The following is a 19,643-nucleotide window of genomic DNA, read 5'->3' on the forward strand; positions in this document are numbered from 1 at the left end:
TCCACGCCGGTCGGGGACCCCGGTCCTGATCCGCCGGTCACCGCTCAGGCCAGGTCCTGGCCGGGGAGTCCCGTCCAGGCCGGGTGGCGCGGGTCGTCGGCGCGGACGACCACGTCGGCGGCGTCGGACGGCGCGGTCTCGCTCTCGTACCGCTCGAAGGCGGGCAGGGTCCAGGGCTCCTCGCTGCGGCGGGCGAGGGCTCCGGGCGAGAGGCGCAGATGCACGGTGGTGTCGAAGGGGAACCAGTGCCCGAGGAGGAAGGGCCCGTGCACCACGAGCACTCCGCCGGGCGGCAGTTCCACGTAGGGGCTGCGGGTGGCGCGGTCGGTGACCGGGTCCCACAGGTCGGGCAGGACGCGCCCGGTGCCGCCCGCCTCCAGGGGCCCGAACACCTCGCGCCACAGCGCGCCGGTGTCGAACCACTCGCCGTAGTAGGAGTCGGGGTCCTGCTTGCCGTGCTCGAACCGGAGGGACGCGGGCCGCAGGAACCCTCCGGTGCCGACGACGAGCACGGACCGGCCGCGCAGCCGCAGCGCCTGCGCGATCCGTTCCGCGGTCTCCCCGGTCGGTGCCGCGGGCGCGCCGTCGACGGCGAGTTTGAGCCAGGCGCTCCCGTCACCGGGGGTGGCACCGTCGGCATGCGCGGCCAGGGCCTCGGAGAGCCGCTCCCAGGTGATCGCTTCGAATCGCACGGACGTGACCTTGCCACACGCGTACGGCGGTTCGCCGCAGGGGCGTCAGTCCTGCGCGCACTCCGGCGCGGGCGCGTCGACGGAGAGCGGGGCGCCTGCGGGCAGCACGTAGGTGACGTAGAGGACGACGGGCTCGGCGCCGAGGTTGCGTCCGATGTGGACGTGCCTGCGGCCCGCCGGCTCGATGAACGCCTCGCCCGCGGAGGTCGCCTCGACCGAGCAGTCGTCGAGGGTGCGGGTCAGCGTGCCGGACTGGACGACGGCGATGAGCTGGCCGGGGTGGTGGTGCCAACCGGTGGAGCCGCCGGGCGCGATGGTGACGGTGCGGACGGTGACGTCGGTGTCGCCCTTGGGCGGCTTGATCTTCAGCCTGCCGTCGGAGGTGCCCTTGGCGAGCACGGTGCCGCTCACGCCGGTGCCCGGTGTGGCGAGCGCGGCGGACGGGACGACCGCCACGGCGGCGACCGTGCCGGCCACGACCAGGCTCTTGCGCAGCCGCGCCCCGAATATGCCCGTTCTCATGGCTACCCCTCCAACTTCCCGATGCGGCCGCGCTGTTCACGACCGCGGAATCCGGCCATACGGTAACCCGGTGGAGGGGGTCCGGACGGGCGAACGATCTCAGCCGGCCGGTACGGTCCGATCGAGCCGCGCCCGCCCCGCCGCGACCGCTTCCGCGAGGGTGAGCTCCCCGCTCGCCAGGGCCCGGCAGGTCGCGGTGTCCGTCCGCAGGTGCGCGTCCGGGCCCTCGGCGGGCCCGTCCGCGTACGAGACGGCGCCGTCGCCCTCGATCCGTACATGGAACGCGCCCTCGTCCAGGGTCACTTGCACGACGCCTGTCACCACTCCCTCCAGGGCTCGGAGCAGCGGGATCGCGAACCAGTGGGCACGTACGGCGTCGGTCGGGCGCGGTGCGTCCAGGTCCTGTGCGCCCCATTCCGCCAGGGCCCGCAGGACCGGCAGCAGTCCACGTCCGCGCGGGGTGAGCTCGTACACGTACGCCGGGACGGGTGGCGGCAGGCGGCGGCGCGTGACGAGTTCGGCGCCCTCCATGTCCTTGAGGCGGCCGGCCAGCATGTCCGTGCTGACGCCCGGGAGATCGGCGTGGAGATCCGTGTAGCGGCGCGGCCCGGCGAGGAGTTCGCGGACGATCAGCAGCGTCCAGCGGTCGCCGACGGCGTCGAGGGCGCGCGCTGAGGCGCAGTACTGGTCGTAGCTCCGGCGGCGCGGCTGTCGTGGCTGACGTGGCATGCGACGCAGTCTAGACAAGTTGTTGGACTTTCCAAGCCCGAACTTGGTAAAACCAAGCATCATTACTTCTGGGGAGGTCGTCGCATGGAGTTCCGGCAGTCGAGCAAGCTGAGCGAGGTCTGCTACGAGATTCGCGGCCCGGTCATCGAGCACGCCAACGCCCTGGAGGAGGCGGGCCACAGCGTCCTGCGCCTCAACACCGGCAACCCCGCGCTCTTCGGCTTCGAGGCGCCCGAGGAGATCGTCCAGGACATGATCCGGATGCTCCCGAAGGCCCACGGCTACACGGACTCCCGCGGCATCCTCTCCGCCCGGCGCGCCGTCGCCCAGCGCTACCAGGCCATGGGTCTGCCCGAGGTCGACGTCGACGACGTCTTCCTCGGCAACGGCGTCTCCGAACTGGTCTCCATGGCCGTCCAGGCGCTGCTCGAGGACGGCGACGAGGTGCTGATCCCCGCCCCCGACTTCCCCCTGTGGACGGCGGTGACCACCCTCGCGGGCGGGAAGGCCGTGCACTACCCCTGCGACGAGTCGGCCGACTGGTACCCGGACCTCGACGACATGGCGGCGAAGATCACCGACCGCACCCGGGCCGTCGTGATCATCAACCCCAACAACCCCACGGGCGCCGTCTATCCCCGGGAGATCGTCGAGGGCATCCTCGACCTCGCCCGCCGCCACGGCCTGATGGTCTTCGCCGACGAGATCTACGACCAGATCGTCTACGACGAGGCCGTGCACTACCCGGCCGCCTCCCTCGCCCCCGACCTCGTCGTGCTCACGTTCGGCGGGCTCTCCAAGACGTACCGCGTGGCGGGGTTCCGCTCCGGCTGGCTGGTGGTCAGCGGGCCGCAGCAGCACGCGAAGAGCTATCTGGAGGGGCTGACCATGCTCGCCTCCATGCGGCTGTGCCCGAACGCCCCCGCCCAGTACGCCATCCAGGCGGCGCTCGGCGGCCGGCAGTCGATCCACGAGCTCACCGCCCCGGGCGGCAGGCTCCACGAGCAGCGCGACAAGGCCTGGGAGAAGCTCAACGAGATCCCCGGCGTCTCCTGCGTGAAGCCGAAGGGCGCGCTCTACGCGTTCCCGCGCCTCGACCCCAAGGTGCACAGGATCCACGACGACGAGAAGTTCGTCCTCGACCTGCTGCTGCGCGAGAAGATCCAGGTGGTCCAGGGCACCGGCTTCAACTGGCCGCGGCCGGACCACTTCCGGATCCTGACCCTCCCGTACGCCGACGACCTGGACGCGGCGATCAGCCGCATCGGCCGCTTCCTGAGCGGCTACCGGCAGTAGGGCCGCCCGACCCCTACGCTGGCCCTGACGTGGGCCTCCACGGACGGATGGGAGTTGAGGCGCCGTGGAGTTCGGGAAGTCGTCACCCACACCGGAGCGACGGTCCTCGGCACCGCTGCTGGCCGTGTGCGCCGGGTACTTCATGGTCATCCTGGACGTGACGATCCTCAACGTCGCCGTGCCGGTGATCGGCCGGGAGCTGTCGGCCTCCCTCACCGGGATCCAGTGGATCACCGACGGGTACACCCTGGTCTTCGCCGGGTTCCTGCTGACCGGTGGCGCGCTGGGCGACCGTCTCGGCAACCGCCGGGTCTTCTGCGCGGGCGTCGTCGTCTTCGTCGTGTCCTCGGCCGCGTGCGCTCTCGCGCCCAGCACCCCCTTCCTCGTGACGGCCCGGCTGGTGGAGGGGCTCGGCGCGGCGCTGATCGTGCCCGGTTCCCTGGCCCTGCTCCAGCAGGCCTACCCGGCTCCTGCCGCCCGGTCGCGGGCGTTCGGACTGTGGGGTTCGATGGCGGGCATCGCCGCCTCCGCCGGGCCGCTCCTGGGCGGAGTGCTCGTCTCCACCGTGGGCTGGCGCTGGGTGTTCCTCATCAACCTGCCCGTCGGCGCGGCGTGTCTGCTGCTGACCCTGCGCCATGTGGCGCGCTCCCCGCGGCGCGCCACCCGGGCTCTTGACTGGCCGGCCCAGGTCGCGGTCGTCGCAGGGGTGGCGCTGCTGACGGGAGCCCTGAACGAGGCCGGCCGGCGCGGCTGGTCCGACCCGGTCGTCCTCGGCGGGCTGGCCCTGGCCGTGCTCGCCGCTGTGGCGTTCGCCGTACGCGAGCGGCTGGCCCGGTCCCCCGCCCTGCCCCTGGACCTGCTCCGGTCCCGTGCCATGGGCGGCGGAGCCGTCATCGGGCTGCTGTTCAACTTCGGCTTCTACGGCATGGTGTTCACCGCCAGCCTCGAGTTCCAGCAGCATCGCGGCTACAGCGCCCTCGAAACGGGGCTCGCGCTGTTCCCCGCCGTGGCGATGACCATGTTCGCGTCCGTCCTGTCCGGACGCCTGGCCCGCCGCACCGGCGACCGTCCGCTGGTGGTCTCCGGCATGCTCCTGGCCGCCCTGGGGCTCGCCGGCTGGGCCGCGGCCGGTGCCGACCCCGCGTACGCCCTGCTGGTGGTCCCGATGATGGCGGCGGGGTTCGGTACCTCCTTCGCCCTCACCGGCTCGACCGCGACCGTGATGGGCGCCGCTCCCCCGGCGTACTCGGGGACCGCGTCCGCGCTGTTCAACACCACGCGGCAGATCGGGAGCGCCACCGGTGTCGCGCTCGGCGGCAGCCTGCTCGTCACCGCCGGGGGCGGCGCGGGGCTGCGTGTCAGCATGGCCGTCGGCGCGCTCGCCTATCTGACCGCCGCCGTCCTCGCCCGGCTCTGCGTACCGGAGAAGTCACGTACGCCGTAAGGCGTCACGGCTCCGGAAGACTCCGGAAAGGCACCGGAAAAGGAGCGGGTCCGAGGGCGTAGCCTGCCCCCGGACCCTGTTCGATGCCGCTCACATCACACGCCGGCACACTTGAGGACCCGGGTCAGTCGTCATTGCGTCGCGTCCTGCCGTTGGACCACCGCCGATCGAGCTCGGCGGACCAGATTCGAACTGGCATTTCGACGCACCAGGGCCCGGGCCCGGTCGATCCGGCGATGAGCGGCGCATGCTGAGTCTGGAGCAATAGTCTGAGATTGACGCGGTCTGCCTCTGCCTGGTTGGGCCATCCCGGCAGGAAAGTGCCGGGAGGAGGACTCGAACCTCCACTGGAACCGCGGGTTCACGACAAGCCTCAGCTTCAGCTTCGCGCTCCTCGCGCACCCCGGCCGACTTGTGCGGCCGGGGAGTTCATGGGTGTCCCCGCTACCCGAAGAGGTAGCCGAAGACGGCGTCACCGACGCGCTGGTCGGTGACCTCGGCGCCGTTCGCCTCCTCCCGGGCGAACTTCACGGCCTGCTGGAGCTTCTCCACCCGCTCCAGGAGTTCGTTCACCCGCCGGGCCGGCAGCGCGCCGGAGAACTTCACCGTGGTCCAGTAACCGACCGGCACGTCCTCGTAGTACACCTCGACCTGCGCCGGGTGCTTCTCCGTCGCCTCCGCCTTGACGTGGTTGCGCGGCACCTTCTTCGTCCGGACCGTCCGCACGACCTCGGTCTTCCACGCGTCGGTCGACGGGTCCTGCGTCCACGACTCGGCCGCGTCGAGGACCGGCAGCTTGCGCACGAAGGTGTTGATGTCCGTCAGCTGCTTCTCCAGGAAGAGGAGGTACGCGACGGGCACCTGGCTCACCAGGACGCGCCCGTCGACCGTGACGTCGGCGCGCGCCTCGCAGTTGGCCCAGTCCTTGGTGGCGGTCACATCGAAAAGCCGCGTCAACGCCCGTGCGGTGTCGCGCAGTACGTCCTCGGCCTTCACCTGCACCAGCGTGGACTCGGGCGGAAGCTGCTCGCCCTCCTCGTCCTTCGGCTGGTACGTCCGGGAGATGCCGGCGAGCAGGGCGGGCTTCTGCAGCCCGTGGTGCGCCGACGTGAGGTCCTGCTGCGCCCGGGACTTGACGCCCTTCTCCACTGCGATGATCTGATTGAGTTTCGTTGCCACGCGACGGACCCTAGCCGGGACCGGGGCGGTGAATCGAACGATTATTGAGGCCACTTGAGCGGGCGGAGGAGCGACCGGGCATGGAGACGGCACTGATCGCCGTGGCGGGAACCCTGCTGGGTGTGATCGCCACGCACTGGTTCGAGAGCCGGGCCGCCGAACGTACGGCGGCGCTCGCCCGCGACGAGCAGCTGCGGCAGGAACGGATCGCGGCCTACAGCGCCTTCGCGGGAGCGGTCGTCGACTACCGGCGCAGCCAGAACGACCGCTGGTTCCGCGCGGTGGAGGATCCCGACTCGGACCGGGCGGAGGAGTCGCGCTACGCCTCGTACCGTCAGCGCACGGCCACCCGCCAGGCGCTCTTCCGCGTCCAGTTGGTCTGCGGCGACGCGGAGACCCGCCGACTGGCCGAGCAGGCCTTCGAGACGACCAACTGCATGCACGAGGCGACCGGCGAGGAGGACCGCGCCCACCGTTCGCGGGAGGCGAAGGACACGCTCGACCGTTTCATCGCCACCGCCGCACCCGGCGTGCGCTGACAGGGGGACGTCGTGGACCTGGTCGCGCCCGTCGTCGTCGAACCGCTCAAGCGGCGCCGCTGCTCGGAGTGCCGCCAAGGCCCGCTGGAGCGGATGGTCGTCGAGTTCAACGCCCCCGTCTGTCTCGACTGCGCCGACCTGGGCCACCTGGTCTTCCTGCGCCGAGGGGACACCGCCCTGACCCGCCGGGCACGGGAGGGCAGCGCGCTGTGGGCGGTGGTCGTACGGCACAACCGGCGCCGCACCCGGTACGAGCGTCAGGGCCTCCTCGTCGAGGAGACCGCGCTCGCCCGGGCGGAGGCGGCCTGCCTGGCGGACGCGGAGGCGCGGGCGAGGCGCCGGGTCCGGGACGCGGCGCGGCGCGCCGAGCGGGACGCGGAGGTCACGGCGGCGCTGGAGGCCGAGATCCTGCGGCTCTTCCCGCACTGTCCGCTCGACCGGGCCGCGGAGATCGCGGCCCACGCCTCCCACAAGGGCAGCGGCCGGGTGGGACGTACGGCGGCGGGGCGGGCGCTCGACCGGGGCGCGGTCACGGCCGCGGTGCGGGCCGCCGTACGGCATGTCGACACCGAGTACGACTCGCTGCTCATGCGCGGTGTTCCCCGGCACCAGGCCCGGACGAGGGTGGCACCCGCCATCGAGACGGTGCTCCGGACCTGGCGCCCCGGCTGAGGGACGGGGAGGAACCGCGTGGAGGGCCTCAGACCCGCGCGCCCGTGTTCCGTGCGCGGCGGTAGACGAGCGCGCCACCGAGCAGCAGCGCCGCTCCGGCCGCGGCCGCGGAGCCGGCCAGCTCCGAACCCGTGCTGGCGAGCGCGACCGAGCTGGTCTGCGGGCGGGGCGCCGGGGCGGGCTCCTCGGTCTCCGTCCGGGGGACCGGGGGGATGTTCCGCGGCGGCGTGGTCTTGGGCTCCTCGCCCGGCTCCTCGGGCTGGGACGGACCGTTGACCGAGGTGTTGCCGAACGCCGGGTTGCCGATGCCGACGACGTTGACGGAGTTGCCGCTCACGTTGACCGGGAGGTCGACGGGCAGCTGGAGTCCGTTGCCGGAGAGCACGCCGGGCGAGCCGTGGGCCTGGCCCTCGGCGGTGGCCCCGCCCCCGTTGGACGAACCGCCGTGGGACGAACCGGCGTGGGAGCCGCCGTGCTGGGAACCGCCGTGCTGGGGACCCCCGGAGCCGTGCTGGCCGCCGGCGTGCTGCCCGCCGCTGCGCGGAGTGCCGGGCAGGTCCTTGTGCGCCCTGCCCGGCCCGCCGGCGTCCGAGCCGTAGCCGCCGGACGCGCTCGTGTTCGCACAGCGGTTGCCGAACGCCGGGTTGAGCAGCCCGACGACGTTGACGGTGTTCCCGCAGACGTTGACCGGGGCGTGCACCGGCAACTGCACGGTGTTGCCCGAGCCGACGCCCGGCGAACCGACAGCGGCGCCCTGTGCACCGGCGTCGGCGTGCGCGGCGCCCACCGAGAGCGCGAGCGCGCCACCCGTGACCATCAGTGTGGCCAGACCACTTCGGCGAATGTGCCTCATGGCTTCCTGCCTTCCGGAGGTGTTCACGGGCATCCGCCCGTACCGCAATTAACGCGATTCGGGCGAGGCCGGATCAGGCCGTCGGCGGGTTTCACTCCATCGAGTGGGAATGGCTTCGAACGGACGGGGCAGGGCGAGCCGGTGCGGGCCGTGCTCCGGCGGTCAGCGTCCCAGCAGATCGGTGAGCGCGCCGACCGGGTCGGCGTCGGGTGTGCCGCGGGGCCACCAGTCCTCACGGTCGGCGTCCGACTCGTAGCCGTACCAGAGCCCGTCGCGGCCGAAGCGGAGCTGCAGGGAGCGGGTCGACAGTCGGTTCCGCCACGGACGGAAGGCCGGGAAGTCGGCGGCGAGCAGCGCCGGGCGGGCCCGGTCGAAGGGTCCCGCGGGCGGATCCCAGGGCTCTTCGAGGACGGTGAGTCCGGCGGCTCCGCCCTGCCGCCAGGCGGCGACGGCGCGGGCCAGGTCGGTGGGGGTGCGGTCCAGGGCGTACGCGAGGTCGCGGTAGAGCGCGCGGGTGGAGGCGGTGAGTCCGGAGCCCGGGTGGGCGGCGGCCAGCCGCACGGCGTCCTGCCAGGGCGTGAGCGTGGCGACGGGGTCCTGCCCGGAGGTCAGGAAGGTGTGGGCCCGGGCGGCGGCCTCCGTGGCGAGCAGGTCGAGGGCGAGGGGATCGGGCGCGTGGGGGTCCGGCGGGTACGCGGGCGGGCGGCCGGGCCGGGCGGGCGCTGGGAGGGGCGGAGGCAGCGACGGCAGGGCGTGGCCGGGGTGGGGGGCGATCGCGGCGCGGGCCGGGACCGTCGCCATCGGCGGTGCGCCCGCCGTCTTCTCCGCGGCGGAGCGGACCGCGTTGCGCTGGGTGAGGGCGGCGAGGATCTCCTGCTCGCCGCGCCCCCGCATCAGGAAGAGGACGAACGGGTCCTCGTCGAGGAGCCGCGCCGACTGGTAGCAGAGGGCGGCCGCGTGCTTGCAGGGGAACCCGTCGTCCGGGCAGGAGCAGTCGGGGACGAGGTCTCCGGGCGCGGGCAGCAGACCGGTGACGGCCTCCAGGGCGTGCGGGACGTCCTTGTCGAGCAGCGCGGCGATGTGGTCGGGCCGCGCGGCGACCTCGTCGAGGAACCGCTCCCAGCCGTCGTCGCCGAAGGTCCGCAGCCGGATCTCGGTCCGGTACGGACGGGGGCGCGTGCCGTGGACGTAGGCGATGACCCGGCCGGGGGTGACCGTGATGGCGTCGACGTGCCCGCGCCCCGCGTAGGCCTTGCCGCGCGCGAGCCGCGCCGGGTCGAGGGCGGTGTCCTCCAGGGCCTCCACCCAGGCGTTGCCCCACCAGGTGGCGGCGAAGCGGCCGTCCGGCGCCTCGCGCGGGGCGAGGGCGGGGAACGTGCGGCGCAGGTCGTCGTGGCGCGGGCCGGCGAACCGTCCGGAGGCGGGCCGGCGGGCGGGGCGCGGCGAGGAGCCGGCGGGCCGGTTCACGCCGGCCTCCTCAGGGACACCAGGTCCGCCAGCTCGCGGTCGGTCAGCTCGGTCAGCGCGGCCTCCCCGGAGCCGAGGACGGCGTCGGCCAGCGCGCGCTTGGCGCGGAGCATCTCGGCGATGGTGTCCTCCACCGTGCCCTCGGCGATCAGCCGGTGGACCTGGACGGGCTGGGTCTGTCCGATCCGGTAGGCCCGGTCGGTGGCCTGCTCCTCGACGGCCGGGTTCCACCAGCGGTCGAAGTGGACGACATGGCCGGCGCGGGTCAGGTTGAGCCCGGTGCCCGCCGCCTTCAGCGACAGCAGGAAGACGGGCACGTCGCCGGACTGGAAGCGGTCGACCATCCGCTCGCGCTCGGCCACCGGCGTTCCGCCGTGGAGCAGTTGGGCGGGGATCGCCCGGGCCGCCAGATGGTCGGCGAGCAGCCGGGCCATGGAGACGTACTGGGTGAAGACGAGCACCGAGCCGCCCTCGGCCAGGATCGTGTCGAGGAGTTCGTCGAGCAGGGCGAGCTTGCCGGAGCGGCCGGCGAGCCGGGCCGTGCCGCCGCCCTTGGCCGTGTGCTCCTTCAGGTACTGGGCGGGGTGGTTGCAGATCTGCTTGAGGGAGGTGAGCAGCTTCATGACGAGCCCGCGGCGCGCCATGCCCTCCGCGCCCTCGATCTGGGCCATGGTCTCGCGGACGACCGCCTCGTAGAGCGAGGCCTGCTCGCGGGTGAGGGCCACGGGGTGGTCGGACTCCGTCTTGGGCGGCAGCTCGGGGACGATGCCGGGGTCGGACTTGCGGCGGCGCAGCAGGAAGGGCCTGACGAGCCGGGCGAGGCGCTCGACCGCCTCCTGGTTCTCGATCTCCTCGCTGTTCTCGACGGCGCGCGCGTGACGGGACCGGAAGGCCTTGAGGGGGCCGAGGAGGCCGGGGGTGGTCCAGTCGAGCAGGGACCACAGCTCGGAGAGGTTGTTCTCCACGGGGGTGCCGGTGAGGGCCACGCGGGCGGCCGTGGGGATGGCGCGCAGGGCCTTGGCGGTGGCGGAGAACGGGTTCTTGACGTGCTGCGCCTCGTCGGCGACGACCATCCCCCACTCCTGTCCGGCCAGGTGCGGGGCGCTGGTGCGGAGGGTGCCGTAGGTGGTGAGGACGAATCCGCCGGTGCCGGACTCCGGGACGAGTCCTTCGAGGGAGCGGTCGGCGCCGTGGAAGCGGCGCACCGGGACGCCGGGGGCGAAGCGCCGGATCTCCCGCTGCCAGTTGCCCAGCAGGGAGGCGGGGCAGACGACGAGGGTGGGGGCGCGGCGGGCGCGGCGCAGATGGAGGGCGATGAGCGTGACGGTCTTGCCCAGGCCCATGTCGTCGGCGAGGCAGCCGCCGAGGCCGAGCGAGGTCATCAGGTCGAGCCAGGCCAGTCCGCGCAGCTGGTAGTCGCGCAGGGTGGCGTCCAGTCCGGCGGGTGCCTCGGCCTCCCCGGGCCCGGCGACGAGCCGGTCCCGGAGCGTCGCGAGGGCGCCCACGGGCACGGCGCGGACGGTCTCGCCGTCCACCTCGGCCGTACCGCTGAGGGCGACGGCGAGGGCGTCCACGGGCTCCAGGAGGCCCAGTTCGCGCTTGCGGGCCTTGCGGACGAGGTCGGGGTCGACGACCACCCACTGGTCGCGCAGCCGCACGATGGGCCGGTGGGACTCCGCGAGGGCGTCCATCTCCCGCTCGGTGAGCGGGTCGCCGTCGAGGGCCAACTGCCAGTTGAAGCGGAGCAGTTCCTCGCTGTCGAAGAACGCGGTGCCGTCGGTGGCCGAGCCCGGGGCGCCGACCGGCGGGCGTACGACGGCGGAGGCGCTGAGCGAGCGGGCCAGCTCGCGGGGCCAGTGGACGGCCACCCCGGCGTCCGCCAGGCGCGCGGCGGCGGGGCCGAGGAGCTCGTACAGCTCGTCCTCGGTGAGGGCCAGGACGTCCGGGACGTCGCGCTCCAGGAGCCCGCCGAGCGGGGGCCAGACGCGGGCCGCGCGGCGCAGGGCGAGGACGGCGTCGACGCGGGCCCGCGGCCCGAAGAGCTCGTCGCCGTCGCCCGCCCAGAGCGCGGCGGCGTCGATGACGAGGGTGGGGTCGGCGAGGCTGTGGACCTGGAGGAGCGCCGCGGCGGCCCGCCGCTCGTCACCGCCCTCCTCGGCGATGTCGAAGAGTTCGTAGCCGCTCAGGTCGAGCCGCAGCGAGACCCGGACCCCGGCGTCCATGCCGGCCGCCGCCTCGGCCGCCCACGCGCGTGCGTGGGGCAGGTGCTGTGCGGCGCGCGCGGCGAACGGCTCACCGGCCGCGTAGGCGGCGGCAGGGGTACGGGGCAGGGTGTCGGCGACGGCGTCGAGGAAGGCCCGCACGAGCGCCTCCGGGTCGGGCAGCTGGAGCGGACTGCGGCCGGGGACGGGCACGGCGTGGGCCTCGGGGGGCATGGCGGCGGCGACGGCCCTGAGATGGGCGATGTCGTCGGCGTCCAGCGGCCCTGCCCGCCAGGCGTCCAGGTCGTCGGCGGTGAGTCCCGGCAGCAGCCGCCCCCGTGCGGCGAGGTGCAGGGCGTGCAGGGCGGCGGCGCCCCAGCAGGCGGTCGCGGGGTGGGCGTCCGGGCGGTGACGGGAAGCGACCAGGTGCGGCAGGGCCTCGGCGACCCCGAGGACCATCGCGGGGACGGTGCGGCTGCGGACTCCGGCGCCGTGTCGCCGCACGACGGTGAGCTCGGTGAGCGCGGGCCCGTCGGCCGGACCGCCCGCGTCCGGCCCGCCCACGTCGGGCCTGGCGTCCACGGCGCCGTCCGGCGCCCCGCCCCCTCGGCCGCCCCCCGTGGGATCGGGCAGCGCTCCGCCGTCCGGGGCCCAGAAGGCCACCCGCCCCTCGCGGGGCAGCGAGGCAGGGAGGAAGACGGCGGCGCAGCTCTGCCAGGTGTGCTGGGTCATGGCGCCGGTCACCTCCCGTTCCGCGGCGGATTCCTTCTGGATCTCCGACCTTACGGGTGGGGTCTGACAACAGGCCTTCGCGCCGCTTCGCCCGGGCGGACCAGCACCGGGTGACAGCCCGCCCCACAGGCGGCAGGGTGACGTGAACAGGGCTTCTGCCGCCTTCGCCCGACAGACGAGGAACCGCCATGTCCGTTCATCGGCGTATCGGCACCGCCGCCGGGGCCGCGCTCCTGATGCTCACCGTCGCGGGCTGCTCAGGCCTCGGCCGCACCGCGGTGGGCACGGTCAGATACGACACCGAGCGCGAGGTCGTGATCACCGTGACGAGCCCCTTGGTCACCGGCTGCCACAGGCTCGCTCCGTCCGGCGTCACGAGGGTCGAGAACCGCACGCTGCTGGACCTGAAGCTGTACACGAACCGGCAGTGCCAGGGCGACTACATCTACATCGCGACCAACACGACCGACAACATCGCGGCGGACACCCTCCCCTGGCGCAGCTACAGCGTCGTCCACTAGCCGCGGGCCACGGCCGCGCCGGCGCGTCACGCCCGGCGACGGATCCGCGCGAGGAGCTCCGTGGTGCGGTCGCGACGGGTCCAGGCGATCATGGCGAGGGGGGCGGCGAAGAGGACCGGCGTCAGGGCGTTCTGGCCGTCGAACACGGTCAGCTGGGTGACGAACGCCCCGATCATCAGCCCGATGAGCGCGGTCGCCGAGACGCCGGCGAGGAGGGGGATCAGCAGCGCCACGGCACCGGCCAGTTCCAGGGCGCCGACCGTGTACATCAGCCAGTCGCCCCAGCCGATCCGGTCGAAGGCCTCGGCGGCCGACCAGTGTCCGACCAACTTCGGCGACGCGCTCGGGATCGCGAAGAACAGCGCGAGGAGGATCTGCAGGACCCGTACGGTGATGTCGGCGCGGCGGCTCAGGCGCCCCTTCCGCGCGGTGGTCCCGGAGGCGGCGGTCACGGGTGCGATGTCGGTGGTCATGGGTGATCCCCCTGCTGTCGGCGGTGCGTTCGCTGTCACAGGGGTAGACGGGCGGGACACCGGAAACTCATCGTCGTTCCGGTGCCCGACACGGACTTTCTCAGCGGGTCACGGCTCGCTCAGCCGGTCACGGGGCGAGCCCTGACCCAGGTGCCGTCGTCCGTCAGCACGGCGTCGACCGCGAGCCCCGCCTCGCCCAGGTACCGCTCGAACTCCGCCGCGCCCAGGGGCCGCGAGAGGAACGTCTGGGTCCAGCGCAGATCCGGGAAGACGTACTCGGCGAGGACCGAGTTGACGCCGTCGCCGACGGGGTCCGACGACACGATGCGCACCGTGCAGCCGCCCGGGTCCTCGCGTTCGCGCGGCACCTGCCGGTGCCAGCCTTCGCCCTCGCGCTGGATCAGGACACAGCCGTCGTCGCGGACATGACGTCTGCAGCTCTCCAGCAGCGCCTGCCGTTCGGCGTGTTCGGCCGTGTGGACCAGGAAGGAGGCGAGCATCACCACGTCGAACCGCCGCTCCAGGCGCAGTGATTCGATCGGGCTGCGCACCGTCTCCACGCCCGGCACCCGCTCCCTGACCGCTTCCAGCATCTCCGCCGACTCGTCCACCGCCGTCACGGCGAAACCGCGGTCGACCAGAGGCCTCGTCACCCGCCCCGCTCCACAGCCCAGTTCGAGCAGGGAGGCACCGGCCGGCACGGCGGCCTCGATCACATCGGGCTCGCGTCCCACCCCGAGGCGCCGGTAGACGTCGACGGCGCAGCCGTCGGGGGTGATGGCTCCGGGCCCCCTCCCTTGGTGTCCCTCACGCATCCGTCCGCTCATGCCCAGGGGAACGAAGGTCCTCGGGCGGCCGTTCCCGGATCCGCCCCGACGGCCCGGATGTCGCCCGTTCGAGTGACGTTCGCCCCCGCGCGCCGGGGGTAGACCCTCAGTAGGAGATGCGACCGTCATGCGTACTGGCAGTGAACCGGCGACCGCGCGCAGTGCTCTGCGGATGCGGTTCTGGCTGAGTCTGTGGGGTCTGCTCTGGGCCGCCTTCGGTACGACGGTGTTCGCGCTGGTGGGCAGCCCGGGGTGGGCGGCGGCCTGCGGGGTGCTGTTCGTCGTGGCCGCCGTCGACATGTCGATGGTGCTGCGCCACATCCGCCAGGGGCCGCACTGGCAGCCGGGCCGGAACATCCCGCCGTACGAACCCGATCACGGCGGCACGGGCTCGCGCCGCCGCCGCTGACGCCGCTCGGCGGTGTGCGACCCGTACCGGCGTCAGTCCTCGACGCCGAAGCGGGCCGCCTGGAGGTACTCCGGCTTGGGATCGAGTGCGGCCGCGAGGCGGAAGTGGCGGGTGGCCTGGTCGGGCCGGCCGGAGCGCTGGAAGGTGCGGGCCAGCGCGAAGTGCGCGAAGGCGTTGTCCGGTTCGCGCTCCAGAACCAGCTCGAACTCCAGCTCGGCAGGGCGCAGTTGGGCAGCGGCGAAGAAGGCGCGGGCGCGCAGCAGCCGAGCCGCGGTGTTCTCGGGGTGAGCGGCGATCACCGAGTCGAGCAGCTTCACGGCACCGCGGGGGTCCCGCGCTGCCAGCAGCTGCTCGGCGGCGCGGAAGTCGATGACGTGGGTCTCGGGGTTCCTCTCGGCCACGGTGGCATCCTTCCCTTGCTCCGGCGGTTCAACATCGGGCGCGGCAGCGGTATTCCGTGCCGGGAGACGGATCCGGCACGGACGGTGTCGCCACGGTTCCCTCCGCGGCCCGCCGCGGGTGGTGACCGCCGGAGATCCGACCGCCGTACCCGCGATTCCTACCCCGTCGGAAGCGTGGCCGATCGGCGCGGACCTCTCGGCTTTCTACCGGGTTCCCCCGGCGGCCCGCCGGGTCAGCTCGTCCCAGACCTTGCGCACCTGGGGTTCCAGCGCGTCCAGCGGCCCGTCGTTGTCGATGACCAGGCCCGCGATCGCCCGGCGCTGCGCGCGCGTCGCCTGGGCCGCCATCCGGGCTCGTGCCTCGGACTCCGCCATCCCTCGCAGCCGTACCAGCCGGTCGAGCTGCGTCTCCGGGGAGGCGTCGACGACGACCACCAGGTCGTAGAGCGGCGCGAGGCCGTTCTCGGTGAGCAGGGGCACGTCGTGGACGACGACGTCGTCGGGTCCGGCCGCGCTCTCCAGCTCGGCGGAGCGGGCGCCGACCAGGGGATGGACGATCGCGTTCAGGGTCGCCAGACGGTCGGGGTCGGCGAAGACGATCGAGCCGAGCTTCGGCCGGTCCAGGCCGCCCTCGCCGGTCAGGATCTCCGCCCCGAACGCCTCCACGACGGCCGCGAGCCCGGGCGTCCCGGGCTCGACGACCTCGCGAGCGATCTTGTCGGCGTCGATCAGCACGGCTCCGTACGAGACGAGGAGCCGCGACACTTCACTCTTGCCGGCGCCGATACCGCCGGTCAGGCCCACCTTCAGCATGAGCGGCAGCTTAGGACCCGTGGTCCGTCGGCTACGCGTCGCCCTCCCGCTCGGCGAGGAAGCGCTCGAACTCACGGCCGAGCTCGTCCGCCGACGGCAGGTCGACGGGCTCGGCGACCAGGCTGCCGCGGGTCTCGGCGCCGGCCGCCGCGTCGTACTGGTGCTCAAGTCCCTGGACCAGGGCCGTCAGCTCGTCGTCGCCCTCGCCGATCTGGCGCTCGATCTCGGTCTGGGTGCGTCGGGCCTCGGTGCGCAGCGTGTGGGCGACTCCGGGCAGGACGAGGCCGGTGGCGGCGGTGATCGCCTCCAGGGCGGTCAGGGCGGCGTCGGGGTAGGAGGACCGGGCCACGTAGTGCGGGACGTGGGCGGCGACGCCGAGGGTGTCGTGGCCGGACTCGGTGAGCCGGAACTCGACGAGTGCTTCGGCGCTGCCGGGGACCTGGGCCTCGTCGAAGGGGCTCCGGTGGCCGGGCATGAGGTCCGTGCGGCTGCCGTGCGGGGTGAGGCCGACGGGGCGGGTGTGCGGGACCCCCATGGGGATGCCGTGGAAGTTCACCGAGAGGCGGACGCCGAGGCGTTCGACGATCTGGCGGACGGCGACGGCGAACCGCTCCCACTCCACGTCCGGCTCAGGACCGGACAGCAGCAGGAAGGGGGCGCCGGTGGCGTCCTGGACGAGGCGGACCTCGATGGCGGGCGTCTCGTACGACGTCCAGCGGTCGCGCCGGAAGGTGAGCAGCGGCCGGCGCGCGCGGTAGTCCACGAGCCGGTCGTGGTCGAAACGGGCCACCACCTGGTGCGGCAGCGTGTCCAGCAGGCGGTCGACGATCTGTTCGCCGGTCTCACCCGCGTCGATGTAGCCGTCGAAGTGGTAGAGCATGACCAGCCCGGCCGACTCCTGCGCCAGGGCCATGTCCACGACGGCCAGGCCCTTCTGGTCCCATTCGTACAAATCCTGGGGATCAAGCACGATTACCGCTCCTCCTCGCGTTCCTAGAGAAGAACGCTCCCCGGTGCATGAGCATTCCCCGGCGCCCGGTTTTCGTGAGCGGAGTGTGCGCGCGCGAGCACGCGCGCGTGGGCCCGGCGAACGGGCGCGTGGGGACCTCGGGAACGACTGAGGCCCGCTCCCCCGGAGGGGAACGGGCCTCGATCGTTGGCTAGCTAGTGCCTAGGCACAGAGCTGATTCAGCTCTGGCCGCCGGCCAGCTTCTCGCGCAGGGCAGCCAGGGCCTCGTCCGACGCCAGGGCGCCGGAGTTGTCGTCCGACTCCGAGGAGTACGAACCACCGGAGACGCCCGCCGGGGCACCGGCCGGAGCGGCGGCGCCACCCTCGGCAGCGGCGGCCTCGTCGGCCTCGCGGGACTTGATGACCTGAGCCTGGTGCTGCTCGAAGCGCTGCTGCGCCTCGGCGTACTGGGTCTCCCAGGCCTCGCGCTGGGTCTCGTAGCCCTCGAGCCAGTCGTTGGTCTCGGGGTCGAAGCCCTCGGGGTAGATGTAGTTGCCCTGGTCGTCGTAGGACGCGGCCATGCCGTACAGGGTCGGGTCGAACTCGACCGACGCCGGGTCGGCACCGAAGGACTCGTTGGCCTGCTTCAGGGACAGCGAGATCCGGCGACGCTCGAGGTCGATGTCGATGACCTTGACGAAGATCTCGTCGTTGACCTGGACGACCTGCTCCGGGATCTCCACGTGGCGCTCGGCCAGCTCGGAGATGTGGACCAGACCCTCGATGCCCTCGTCCACGCGGACGAACGCACCGAACGGAACCAGCTTCGTGACCTTACCCGGGACGACCTGGCCGATCTGGTGGGTACGGGCGAACTGCTGCCACGGGTCCTCCTGGGTCGCCTTCAGCGACAGGGAGACGCGCTCGCGGTCCATGTCCACGTCGAGAACCTCGACGGTGACCTCCTGGCCGACCTCGACAACCTCGGACGGGTGGTCGATGTGCTTCCAGGACAGCTCGGAGACGTGCACGAGACCGTCGACGCCACCCAGGTCCACGAAGGCACCGAAGTTGACGATCGAGGACACGACGCCGGAGCGGACCTGACCCTTCTGGAGGGTCGTGAGGAAGGTCTGGCGAACCTCGGACTGGGTCTGCTCCAGCCAGGCACGGCGGGACAGGACCACGTTGTTGCGGTTCTTGTCCAGCTCGATGATCTTCGCCTCGAGCTCCTTGCCCACGTAGGGCTGGAGGTCGCGGACGCGACGCATCTCGACCAGGGAGGCCGGGAGGAAGCCGCGGAGGCCGATGTCGAGGATGAGACCACCCTTGACGACCTCGATGACGGTACCGGTGACGATGCCGTCCTCTTCCTTGATCTTCTCGATGGTGCCCCAGGCGCGCTCGTACTGGGCACGCTTCTTCGAGAGGATCAGGCGGCCTTCCTTGTCCTCCTTCTGGAGAACCAGGGCCTCGATCTCGTCGCCGACCTTGACGACCTCGTTCGGGTCGACGTCGTGCTTGATCGAGAGCTCGCGGCTCGGGATGACACCTTCGGTCTTGTAACCGATGTCGAGCAGGACCTCGTCCCGGTCGACCTTCACGATGACGCCGTCGACGATGTCGCCGTCGTTGAAGTACTTGATCGTCTCGTCGATCGCGGCGAGGAAGGCTTCCTCGTTACCGATGTCGTTGACCGCAACCTGCGGGGTGGTGGCGGTGGTCTCGGTGCTGCTCGTCATGTGGGAAAGGGCTCCGGTTACGGACAGAAAGTCGTAGGTACTGCTACGCCGAGAGCCCGTATCGCACCGAAGAAGCCGGACAGCCAATGAAGCGCCTTTCCGGCGGACCGGTGGGCGCCTCGAGAACCGAGGGGACATACAACCGTGCGAGCGCGGCCTGCTCCGTCTGAGGCGCGCAGGCCCGCAGCGCAACCTTTAGCATACGGGGGCAGCCGGACAGGGTCAATGCGCGAAGCGCGCAGGCGGGGCGGTTCGTCCTATACCCGGCACAACTCAAGTCTCCCCAGGCCATCCTGGCCGGGGCCGCGCAGCGACGCTGTGCGCAAACTACATCGACGGGCGAGATGAACCAAGGGTACGAACAGGAAGACGGGTCCGGGTACGAGCCGGCGGCGACCCGGCGTGACGCGGGGGACGCGGAGAGCAGCCGGGCGAGTCGCGGCTGGTGGGACGGGAACGCCGACGAGTACCAGAGCGAGCACGGGGCGTTCCTCGGGGACGACCGTTTCGTCTGGGGTCCGGAGGGTCTCGACGAGGCCGAGGCGGGACTGCTCGGACCGGCCGGCGCGCTGAAGGGGCTCGACGTCCTTGAGATCGGCGCGGGGGCGGCGCAGTGCTCGCGCTGGCTCGCGGCGCAGGGGGCGCGGCCGGTGGCGCTCGACCTCTCCCACCGGCAGCTCCAGCACGCGCTGCGGATCGGGGAGGACGTGCCGCTGGTCGAGGCGGACGCCGGAGCGCTGCCGTTCCGGGACGGCGCCTTCGACCTGGCGTGCTCGGCGTACGGCGCGGTGCCGTTCGTGGCGGACCCGGTGAAGGTGTTCCGCGAGGTGCGCCGGGTGCTGCGGCCCGGCGGCCGGTGGGTCTTCTCGGTGACGCACCCGATCCGCTGGGCGTTTCCCGACGAGCCGGGGCCCGAGGGACTCTCGGTCGCGGCGTCCTACTTCGACCGCACCCCCTATGTCGAGCAGGACGAGCAGGGGCGGGCCGTCTATGTGGAGCACCACCGGACGATCGGCGACCGGGTACGGGACGTGGTGGCCGGCGGCTTCCGGCTCGTGGATCTCGTCGAGCCGGAGTGGCCGGAGTGGAACAGCCAGGAGTGGGGCGGCTGGTCGCCGCTTCGGGGGAATCTGATCCCGGGCACGGCGATCTTCGTCTGCGAGCGGGACTGACGAACACCGT

General features: G+C 72.7%; 20 protein-coding genes and 1 tRNA gene. 7 read left to right on the forward strand and 14 right to left on the reverse strand.

What is annotated here, in order from left to right:
• Positions 1-44: 44 nt before the first annotated feature.
• The 3 genes from ACFVGW_RS06980 to ACFVGW_RS06990 form a co-directional block, all read right to left on the reverse strand.
• The gene (locus ACFVGW_RS06980; RefSeq protein ID WP_385851120.1) at positions 45-692 is read right to left on the reverse strand and encodes a uridine kinase; all 648 of its coding nucleotides are present in this window, start codon (positions 690-692) and stop codon (positions 45-47) included.
• Positions 693-737: 45 nt separating this feature from the next.
• Positions 738-1,214: a cupin domain-containing protein gene (locus ACFVGW_RS06985; RefSeq protein WP_385851121.1), complete on the reverse strand. Its 477-nt coding sequence runs from the start codon at positions 1,212-1,214 to the stop codon at positions 738-740.
• A 99-nt stretch (positions 1,215-1,313) separates the two neighbouring features.
• A complete protein-coding gene (locus ACFVGW_RS06990; protein ID WP_385851122.1) occupies positions 1,314-1,943 on the reverse strand; it encodes a winged helix-turn-helix transcriptional regulator in 630 nt (209 codons plus the stop codon).
• 84 nt (positions 1,944-2,027) lie between these two features.
• Between ACFVGW_RS06990 and ACFVGW_RS06995 the strand changes: the two genes are divergently transcribed.
• Positions 2,028-3,239 (forward strand): pyridoxal phosphate-dependent aminotransferase, encoded by a 1,212-nt coding sequence (locus ACFVGW_RS06995; RefSeq protein WP_385851123.1) that lies wholly within the window; start codon positions 2,028-2,030, stop codon positions 3,237-3,239.
• Between the two features lie 64 nt (positions 3,240-3,303).
• Positions 3,304-4,683, forward strand: a complete 1,380-nt coding sequence (locus ACFVGW_RS07000) for an MFS transporter (RefSeq protein WP_385851124.1) — start codon at positions 3,304-3,306, stop codon at positions 4,681-4,683.
• A 321-nt stretch (positions 4,684-5,004) separates the two neighbouring features.
• Here the strand turns inward: ACFVGW_RS07000 and ACFVGW_RS07005 are convergent.
• Together ACFVGW_RS07005 and ACFVGW_RS07010 are read right to left on the reverse strand one after the other, a co-directional pair.
• Positions 5,005-5,091: transfer RNA gene (locus tag ACFVGW_RS07005), tRNA-OTHER, on the reverse strand.
• Between the two features lie 36 nt (positions 5,092-5,127).
• Positions 5,128-5,862, reverse strand: coding sequence for a hypothetical protein (locus ACFVGW_RS07010; RefSeq protein ID WP_383221178.1), 735 nt, complete (start codon positions 5,860-5,862; stop codon positions 5,128-5,130).
• Between the two features lie 80 nt (positions 5,863-5,942).
• On the opposite strand from ACFVGW_RS07010, the gene ACFVGW_RS07015 reads away from it, so the two are divergent.
• Together ACFVGW_RS07015 and ACFVGW_RS07020 are read left to right on the forward strand one after the other, a co-directional pair.
• The gene (locus tag ACFVGW_RS07015; RefSeq protein ID WP_383311841.1) at positions 5,943-6,401 is read left to right on the forward strand and encodes a hypothetical protein; all 459 of its coding nucleotides are present in this window, start codon (positions 5,943-5,945) and stop codon (positions 6,399-6,401) included.
• A gap of 12 nt (positions 6,402-6,413) precedes the next feature.
• Positions 6,414-7,073, forward strand: a complete 660-nt coding sequence (locus ACFVGW_RS07020) for a DUF2293 domain-containing protein (RefSeq protein WP_385851125.1) — start codon at positions 6,414-6,416, stop codon at positions 7,071-7,073.
• Between the two features lie 28 nt (positions 7,074-7,101).
• Here the strand turns inward: ACFVGW_RS07020 and ACFVGW_RS07025 are convergent, their stop codons facing one another.
• The 3 genes from ACFVGW_RS07025 to ACFVGW_RS07035 form a co-directional block, all read right to left on the reverse strand.
• Positions 7,102-7,926, reverse strand: a complete 825-nt coding sequence (locus tag ACFVGW_RS07025) for a chaplin (protein WP_385851126.1) — start codon at positions 7,924-7,926, stop codon at positions 7,102-7,104.
• A gap of 162 nt (positions 7,927-8,088) precedes the next feature.
• A complete protein-coding gene (locus ACFVGW_RS07030) occupies positions 8,089-9,393 on the reverse strand; it encodes an SWIM zinc finger family protein (protein WP_385851127.1) in 1,305 nt (434 codons plus the stop codon).
• The gene (locus tag ACFVGW_RS07035; protein WP_385851128.1) at positions 9,390-12,326 is read right to left on the reverse strand and encodes a DEAD/DEAH box helicase; all 2,937 of its coding nucleotides are present in this window, start codon (positions 12,324-12,326) and stop codon (positions 9,390-9,392) included. Before ACFVGW_RS07035 ends, ACFVGW_RS07030 begins: the two co-directional genes overlap by 4 nt.
• Before the next feature lie 188 nt (positions 12,327-12,514).
• On the opposite strand from ACFVGW_RS07035, the gene ACFVGW_RS07040 reads away from it, so the two are divergent.
• Positions 12,515-12,847 (forward strand): hypothetical protein, encoded by a 333-nt coding sequence (locus ACFVGW_RS07040; protein ID WP_385851129.1) that lies wholly within the window; start codon positions 12,515-12,517, stop codon positions 12,845-12,847.
• A 26-nt stretch (positions 12,848-12,873) separates the two neighbouring features.
• Here the strand turns inward: ACFVGW_RS07040 and ACFVGW_RS07045 are convergent, their stop codons facing one another.
• Both ACFVGW_RS07045 and ACFVGW_RS07050 read right to left on the reverse strand, forming a co-directional pair.
• A complete protein-coding gene (locus tag ACFVGW_RS07045; protein ID WP_385851130.1) occupies positions 12,874-13,320 on the reverse strand; it encodes a DoxX family protein in 447 nt (148 codons plus the stop codon).
• A 119-nt stretch (positions 13,321-13,439) separates the two neighbouring features.
• Positions 13,440-14,135, reverse strand: coding sequence for a class I SAM-dependent methyltransferase (locus tag ACFVGW_RS07050; RefSeq protein WP_385851131.1), 696 nt, complete (start codon positions 14,133-14,135; stop codon positions 13,440-13,442).
• Positions 14,136-14,274: 139 nt separating this feature from the next.
• On the opposite strand from ACFVGW_RS07050, the gene ACFVGW_RS07055 reads away from it, so the two are divergent.
• Positions 14,275-14,556, forward strand: a complete 282-nt coding sequence (locus tag ACFVGW_RS07055; protein WP_383221189.1) for a DUF6343 family protein — start codon at positions 14,275-14,277, stop codon at positions 14,554-14,556.
• 32 nt (positions 14,557-14,588) lie between these two features.
• Here the strand turns inward: ACFVGW_RS07055 and ACFVGW_RS07060 are convergent, their stop codons facing one another.
• The 4 genes from ACFVGW_RS07060 to rpsA all read right to left on the reverse strand — a co-directional run bounded on the left by ACFVGW_RS07060 (position 14,589) and on the right by rpsA (position 18,461).
• Positions 14,589-14,957 carry a tetratricopeptide repeat protein gene (locus ACFVGW_RS07060; RefSeq protein WP_383221190.1) on the reverse strand — a complete coding sequence of 123 codons (369 nt, stop codon included), beginning with the start codon at positions 14,955-14,957 and terminating at the stop codon, positions 14,589-14,591.
• Positions 14,958-15,161: 204 nt separating this feature from the next.
• Positions 15,162-15,770, reverse strand: a complete 609-nt coding sequence (gene coaE / locus ACFVGW_RS07065; protein WP_383221192.1) for a dephospho-CoA kinase — start codon at positions 15,768-15,770, stop codon at positions 15,162-15,164.
• Positions 15,771-15,801: 31 nt separating this feature from the next.
• Positions 15,802-16,740, reverse strand: a complete 939-nt coding sequence (locus ACFVGW_RS07070; RefSeq protein WP_383290690.1) for a PAC2 family protein — start codon at positions 16,738-16,740, stop codon at positions 15,802-15,804.
• A gap of 218 nt (positions 16,741-16,958) precedes the next feature.
• Complete coding sequence (rpsA, locus tag ACFVGW_RS07075) at positions 16,959-18,461, reverse strand: 30S ribosomal protein S1 (RefSeq protein WP_019885395.1); 1,503 nt, start codon at positions 18,459-18,461, stop codon at positions 16,959-16,961.
• 344 nt (positions 18,462-18,805) lie between these two features.
• Here rpsA and ACFVGW_RS07080 point away from each other — a divergent pair, with 344 nt between their 5' ends.
• Entirely contained in the window at positions 18,806-19,633 is an 828-nt protein-coding gene (locus tag ACFVGW_RS07080) for a class I SAM-dependent methyltransferase (protein WP_385851132.1), read from the forward strand.
• Positions 19,634-19,643: the final 10 nt, after the last annotated feature.

The organism is Streptomyces sp. NPDC127129 (genome assembly GCF_042671585.1).
GTDB lineage: Bacteria > Actinomycetota > Actinomycetes > Streptomycetales > Streptomycetaceae > Streptomyces.

Coding starts and splice junctions, on each gene's coding strand:
- ACFVGW_RS06985 (WP_385851121.1), bottom strand. CDS start 1,214: ATGAGAACGGGCATATTCGGGGCGCGGCTGCGCAAGAGCCTGGTCGTG.
- ACFVGW_RS06990 (WP_385851122.1), bottom strand. CDS start 1,943: ATGCCACGTCAGCCACGACAGCCGCGCCGCCGGAGCTACGACCAGTAC.
- ACFVGW_RS06995 (WP_385851123.1), top strand. CDS start 2,028: ATGGAGTTCCGGCAGTCGAGCAAGCTGAGCGAGGTCTGCTACGAGATT.
- ACFVGW_RS07015 (WP_383311841.1), top strand. CDS start 5,943: ATGGAGACGGCACTGATCGCCGTGGCGGGAACCCTGCTGGGTGTGATC.
- ACFVGW_RS07025 (WP_385851126.1), bottom strand. CDS start 7,926: ATGAGGCACATTCGCCGAAGTGGTCTGGCCACACTGATGGTCACGGGT.
- ACFVGW_RS07035 (WP_385851128.1), bottom strand. CDS start 12,326: ATGACCCAGCACACCTGGCAGAGCTGCGCCGCCGTCTTCCTCCCTGCC.
- ACFVGW_RS07040 (WP_385851129.1), top strand. CDS start 12,515: ATGTCCGTTCATCGGCGTATCGGCACCGCCGCCGGGGCCGCGCTCCTG.
- ACFVGW_RS07045 (WP_385851130.1), bottom strand. CDS start 13,320: ATGACCACCGACATCGCACCCGTGACCGCCGCCTCCGGGACCACCGCG.
- ACFVGW_RS07050 (WP_385851131.1), bottom strand. CDS start 14,135: ATGCGTGAGGGACACCAAGGGAGGGGGCCCGGAGCCATCACCCCCGAC.
- ACFVGW_RS07055 (WP_383221189.1), top strand. CDS start 14,275: ATGCGTACTGGCAGTGAACCGGCGACCGCGCGCAGTGCTCTGCGGATG.
- coaE (WP_383221192.1), bottom strand. CDS start 15,770: ATGCTGAAGGTGGGCCTGACCGGCGGTATCGGCGCCGGCAAGAGTGAA.
- rpsA (WP_019885395.1), bottom strand. CDS start 18,461: ATGACGAGCAGCACCGAGACCACCGCCACCACCCCGCAGGTTGCGGTC.
- ACFVGW_RS07080 (WP_385851132.1), top strand. CDS start 18,806: ATGAACCAAGGGTACGAACAGGAAGACGGGTCCGGGTACGAGCCGGCG.